Genomic DNA, 5792 nt, shown 5'->3' with positions numbered 1-5792 from the left:
CTAATAACTTATATGCGGTCATGCTTCTTCAGGCTTCCAAAACCAGATGCACCCGGGTGCGGGGTGCGTCGCCCTCAAAAATCCCTAAATAAATATCGACAATCTCATAGATCCGCACCTGTGTAATCGGTCGTAGATAGTAAACTAATACAATACTTATGGTGAGTCGTAGGGTGCGTCGCCCTCAAAAATACCTAAATAAATATCGACAATCTCATAGATCCGCACCTGTGTAATCGCTCGTAGACTGTAAACAAACGCCACACTTGTTTGGTACAAAAATTTGTAAGATGGTATTAGTTATGAGCCTTGAAAGGAGGGGATGATGCAGCGAGAAAGTCACGCGATTATTATGGGCGGTAGTCTAGCAGGATTACTGGCTGCTAGGGTATTAGCAAAACACTTCGATCGCGTAAGTATTGTTGAACGAGATTTTTTTCCCGAAAAACCCGCGCCTCGCCCCGGTATTCCTCAATCCCGACACCTGCACATCCTTTTGACTCGCGGAAAAATCATCCTAGAACAATTGTTTCCCGGCTTAGAAAACGAACTGATATCTGCTGGTGCTCCGAGGTTAGATCCGAAGTCGATCCGGTGGTTTAGTCCGGCTGGTTGGGCGACACATTTTACCCCCGATCCAGATGATTTAGTTATGTTCAGTCGCGATTTACTCGATCGCCAAATTCGCCAGCGGTTGACAGAAAATACGAACGTGCATTTCCTGGAAGGAGGGACTGTAACCGGGTTGCTGGCGAATTCTCAGGGCACGGCGATTGCTGGAGTGTCGGTGAGGAAGCGCGATCGCCAAAACCCAGGTAACATCAATGAAGACAATTTGAATGCAGATTTAGTAGTCGATGCTAGCGGCCAAGTTTCCCAAACACCTAAATGGTTGAAAAAAATCGGCTACGAATCTCCGCCAGAAACGGTGATCAATGCTTTTGTCGGCTATGCGACGCGCATCTATGAATCCAGCGGTAAATTGTCAGAGACAGCGCCAGTATTTGTATCAGGAGATCCGCCATTACGCACTCGCGGCGGTGCAATTTTCCCGATCGAGGGGAATCGGTGGCTAGCAATTATGGCTGGGGGCGATCGCGATTATCCGCCCGCAGATGACGCAGGTTTTGTAGAATTTGCGCGCAGTCTGCCAACCCCGATGATTTATGATGCGATTAAAGATGCAAAGGCGATCGCACCTGCGTACAGTTATCGAGGTACACAAAACCGTTTGCGCCACTACGAACGCCTCTCCCGTTATCCTGAAAACTTGGTAATTGTCGGTCATGCAGTTTGCGCTTTCAACCCAGTTTACGGCCAAGGAATGACGGTTGCTGGATTGGATGCTCAGATGCTGGATGAATGTCTGCAAAAACAGCGTCAGCGCTATCCTGAAGGCGATTTAACGGGCTTTGGGCGACATTTTCAACAAAAAGTCGCCAAATTGCATACAATTCCTTGGACGTTTGCGATCGGTCAGGATTCGCGCTATCGGGGAAGTGAGGGTGCGAGACCAAACTTGGCTGCACGACTGACAATTAATTACATGGATCTGGTGTTAAAGGCGCTAGTGACAGATGCGAAAGTTTGTCAAGCTTTTTTGGAAGTTCTGCACATGATTGCGCCGCCGACTGTACTTTTTCATCCTAAAATTGCGGTAAAGGCGATCGGCAAATTAGTCACCCGAAAGCACAATTAATAGATTTGTGCAATTACCCATTCCCAACCAAACAATCTAATTCCCGTTGCATTTGATTGGTGACCAAATCGAAACAAGCATCAACATAATCGCGATCGCCCGCAGCTTCCTTACCGTACCTCTCAAATACGATCGGTTCGCACACGCGAGTCCGAATTTGCACGGGAAAAGGCAGATTTGGCAAAGGCCCAATACTCAACCCCCAAGGTAATCCCAAATACACCGGAAATACTACCGGATCGATGCCCAACAACCACGGCATCCCCAATTCATGCAATCGCTTAACTTCTTCGTACAAATCTGCCAAAACTATTAAAGTATCGTGGGCACCGTGCGATATAATTGGTACGATCGGCACTTCTTCTCGCAATGCTAACTTAATAAATCCCTTGCGTCCGGCAAAGTAGATTTTATTGCGCAAGTGATGGGGACGAAAAGTATCTTCGGCGCCACCAGGATACACCAGAACCGGGGCATTTTTTCGCAAAGCTGCGATCGCCATTTTCGGATGTGCTTTGATCGCGCCGCACTGCACCGCCATACCAGCAATATCAGGAGAAACTTGCCAAACCGTGGGGTGCATCAATCCGTAGGCCAAGCGTTCCGTACCGTATCTGTGGAACCATTCGTATAGGAACATAAACATATCAGGAGCGGCGATTCCCCCGTTGTGAGAGCCGACAACGAGCATTTTTCCGCTCGCGGGGACGTGGTGCCAGCCGTCGCTTTGGACGCGAAAATAGTAGCGGTACAGCCATTCCCAGAGCGGCAGCATTAGTTTAATGAAGTCGGGATTGCGATCGTCCAAAGATAATCCGTCAAAGCGAGATGTTTGGCTGTTGTTTCTGGGGCTGGATGCGGAATATTTCATTGATTGGTGCTGAAGTGCGATCGGCCTAAAGAAGTATTGTTTTAGTATTGCAAATTCTTGCGAATTGACATATACTTTATTTATAATGGGAATTGGCGCATCAAAAATAAAAAACTCACTATTTCCATTATTCTATATACATTCTTATAGTACAGCAAAAGACGGAGAAAAGTCAACACCATATTAGGCGATTTTTAAGAGTTAAATCATAATTCTTGGACATACTGCCTCAAGACAGGTGGCAAAGTATAAAAACTTCCTGTTTTGTCAATGAAGCAACGCCGCGATAAAGATTGCAGCGCATTCAGCAAATCTGGCGATCGCACAGTGCCATATTCTAGTAATTTTGCCAGGTTAACTGGTTCACTTTCCCGACAAAACAAACAGAGGACTTGTTTTTCTATTTCGGATAGGCGACTAAACTGCTGCTGCAAAACATCTTTCAAATCTTCTGGCAACAATACGGTATCATTTAATAATAACTCACTCGCGCCAATTCCCAACTCTTGCATCAGAGTCGCCACGCTTTTTAACCATAACGGATTGCCTTGGTAGCGGTGAATGAGTATTTCCCAGTTATCGATTTCTGCTAATCCTTTATCTCTGAGTATTTCCCGCGCGGCCGTGGTGTCTAAGCCAGCGAGTTGTAAAATACGAATGGGAGTATTTTCGCTGGTGAGTTGAGGAACTTCTTTGGGTGGTTCCCAACCGATTAGCAGGAAGCAACTTTGATGGGATAATTTTTCTATTTGTTTAAATAAAGAGCGATATTCTTCGTATCCAGGTTTATATTTTCCTGCTAATTCGCCGCTGCTGAACAGGTTTTGAATGTCATCTAAGACTACTAAACACCGATGTTTTTGTAAATATTTAATTAGGGGTAATGCTTTCTGGTTGGTTGTCGGGGAGTCTTGCTTTGCTGACTGGGAGAAAAACTGGATTAAGTTGGCTTCAAATTCCGGGAGAGTGGGGGATGTATCGAGATTGCACCAAACGACGTATTCAAAGTCGTCTTTTATTTTTTGTACGAGTTGTATTGCTAGGGATGTTTTGCCGATGCCGAGTCCGCCGGTGATGGTTATGAGGCGGCTGTTTTGTTGTAGAATCGAGGTTGTGAGGGTTTGGAGTTCGTGGGTGCGATCGTAGAAAGCACCTAATTCCGGCATCTCGCTTAACTCTTGATGGGATGTTTCTTGATTTGGTGGGTTTGAGTTTGGTATGTTTGGCGGGTGTCTAGCTTCTCCACAGATGTTAAAGATACCAATCCCTACAACATCTTTTGCAAAATTGGAGACATTTGAAACTTGCCACCTCTCCATTGCCGATCGAAAATTCTTTTTATTAACATCTTCCCCTAAGTCTTCTGAAAGTATCTGCCATAATTCCGATCCGATTTCCCTGATGCGACTTTCAGAACAGTCAAAATCCTTCGCTATTTGCTTGTATGTCTCACGTTGTAGAGTTCCTTGCAATACTGCTGCTTGTAAATCGTCAAGGTGCTAACCCGTTTTAGCAAATACTATATCATCTGCGAGTTTTAACACTTCTTTAAGATCCATCTGGTCACGGAGTGTGATGTTTTATGTATTGTAGCTCACATTTCCAGCTTTTTGGTACATTTTCGTACAGTCTCGTATAAAACCAGATTAAATAAAGTGAAAGTAGGTAAAATAATGGCGGCAAAATAGAACATTTTTTGGCTAGGCAAATTCGTTATTTCTAAGGAATAATGAGGGAATTATCAAGGTGTTTCTGGCTATTTGCTAAATCTACTGATGTCTGATGACAAGTGAAATCGCCTTAAACGGATTCCCAACCGGAGTCAAGAAAAGCTGAAAAAGCCAGGGTAAGCTCATCGGATTTGTATAACTTGCAATACACAGAGTAGGCAGAGTAAGCATAGGACGTATAGCGCTCAATTTCCTTAACAGCCAACACACCTACAAACGCAATCTTCGACCTATGAAAAATTTTAGAAATACGGAATCCACAAAGCAATTGATTAAAAAGTTAAGAGAGGGGTTGAAAATAGCTTTTGTTGGAGAAGTTAATAGTGGCAAATCTTCTACAGTTAATGCTATTCGGGGCGAAGAAGTTGCAGAGGTATCTATCATCACGGGATTTACATTAACTGACGATCCATACGAAGTACCCACATTGTCTAAAGCTGTGAAGATTATTGATACGCCTGGATTGAGAGCACCAGGAACAGATGTAAGTATCTACAGGGGAGCAGATTTAGTTGTTTATTTCGTTAATGCTGCATCTGGCTGGACTGCGAGTAATAAGACAGATTGTTTTATATTAAAACAAATATATGGCTCTCACATCGTTATAGCCATCTCTAAAATAGACACAGTTTTTCCAAGAGAGGACTGGTTAAAGATAAAGCATCAAATCGAAAGAGATTTAGGTCATTCCTCTCCAAAAATTTTAGGGATTTGCAGTCTGGTGGCACAAGAAATTGGAATTGAAGAATTGAAAGATGCTATTGCCAGAGGACTTGAAGATTCTCAAAAAGCTTTTTTGTTCAATATTATTCTTAGAACTAAATCAAAAGACTGTGCAAGTGTTATTCGTGAAACAATGCTAAAAGTAACTTCTCTTGCAGCTTCAGGAATTCCTATCCATGAAATACCTAAGTTTGACGAAGAAGTTATACAAATGATCCAGAAGATTATTGTAGCTTACAAATCTTCTATAAGCCCATTGACTGGAGAAGATTATGAAGAGGCTGAATTGAAAGCCAAAAATTTTTATAGTGAGTTTCATCAAGAATTTGGTTGGGAATTTGAATTTATTAAATGGGGAACTGGTCTATTAAAAATTCTAGGAGGAGTTTCTGGAACTACTATATCGCCGGTTTTTGGAACTGCTGGTGGGTATGCTGCTGGAGTTTTTCTACAAACACTGTGCTATGTAATTTGTGCTGGAATGATAGGATATAGAGCTAAAAAACTTTATGTAGACAATGTTAATGTTTCAATGAATGAGGTAGAAAAATTTGCAAATAGAATGGTTAAAGGGATGATCTCTGATAGAAATGTGGAAAACTTTATTCGACGGTTTACTACGGAATTATAGTCCGATCGCCCCTCTCGCGTCGGTTTAGTTTCCTCCCTCAACCCAACCTTCATCGGCGTTTAGTTTGGCTTTGGTGAAGGGCGATCTTTCTTAAGAAACCGGGTTTCTGAGATAACTAAAGCATCTGTGCCGAGATTT

The 5792-nt window shown here is 43.1% G+C and carries 3 protein-coding genes and 1 pseudogene; 2 read left to right on the top strand and 2 right to left on the bottom strand.

The genetic code is table 11. The features are described from left to right. Nucleotides 1-322 precede the first annotated feature (322 nt). Nucleotides 323-1699 (top strand): NAD(P)/FAD-dependent oxidoreductase, encoded by a 1377-nt coding sequence (locus QT974_RS30020; protein ID WP_333472036.1) that lies wholly within the window; start codon nt 323-325, stop codon nt 1697-1699. A 13-nt stretch (nt 1700-1712) separates the two neighbouring features. On the opposite strand, the gene QT974_RS30015 is transcribed toward QT974_RS30020, so the two are convergent. After that, a complete protein-coding gene (locus QT974_RS30015) occupies nt 1713-2570 on the bottom strand; it encodes a lysophospholipid acyltransferase family protein (RefSeq protein ID WP_333472035.1) in 858 nt (285 codons plus the stop codon). A gap of 206 nt (nt 2571-2776) precedes the next feature. After that, nucleotides 2777-4129: pseudogene (locus QT974_RS30010) on the bottom strand (NB-ARC domain-containing protein). 403 nt (nt 4130-4532) lie between these two features. On the opposite strand from QT974_RS30010, the gene QT974_RS30005 reads away from it, so the two are divergent. Then, nucleotides 4533-5654 (top strand): GTPase domain-containing protein, encoded by a 1122-nt coding sequence (locus QT974_RS30005; RefSeq protein ID WP_333472034.1) that lies wholly within the window; start codon nt 4533-4535, stop codon nt 5652-5654. The last annotated feature ends 138 nt before the right edge of the window (nt 5655-5792 follow it).

It is taken from the genome of Microcoleus sp. BM001215392 (assembly GCF_036700185.1).
Taxonomy (GTDB): Bacteria; Cyanobacteriota; Cyanobacteriia; order Cyanobacteriales; family Microcoleaceae; genus Microcoleus.
The sequence above is the reverse complement of the archived record's forward strand: the minus strand, read 5'-3'. Positions and strand labels throughout refer to the sequence as shown.

Coding starts and splice junctions, on each gene's coding strand:
- QT974_RS30005 (WP_333472034.1), top strand. CDS start 4,533: ATGAAAAATTTTAGAAATACGGAATCCACAAAGCAATTGATTAAAAAG.
- QT974_RS30015 (WP_333472035.1), bottom strand. CDS start 2,570: ATGAAATATTCCGCATCCAGCCCCAGAAACAACAGCCAAACATCTCGC.
- QT974_RS30020 (WP_333472036.1), top strand. CDS start 323: ATGATGCAGCGAGAAAGTCACGCGATTATTATGGGCGGTAGTCTAGCA.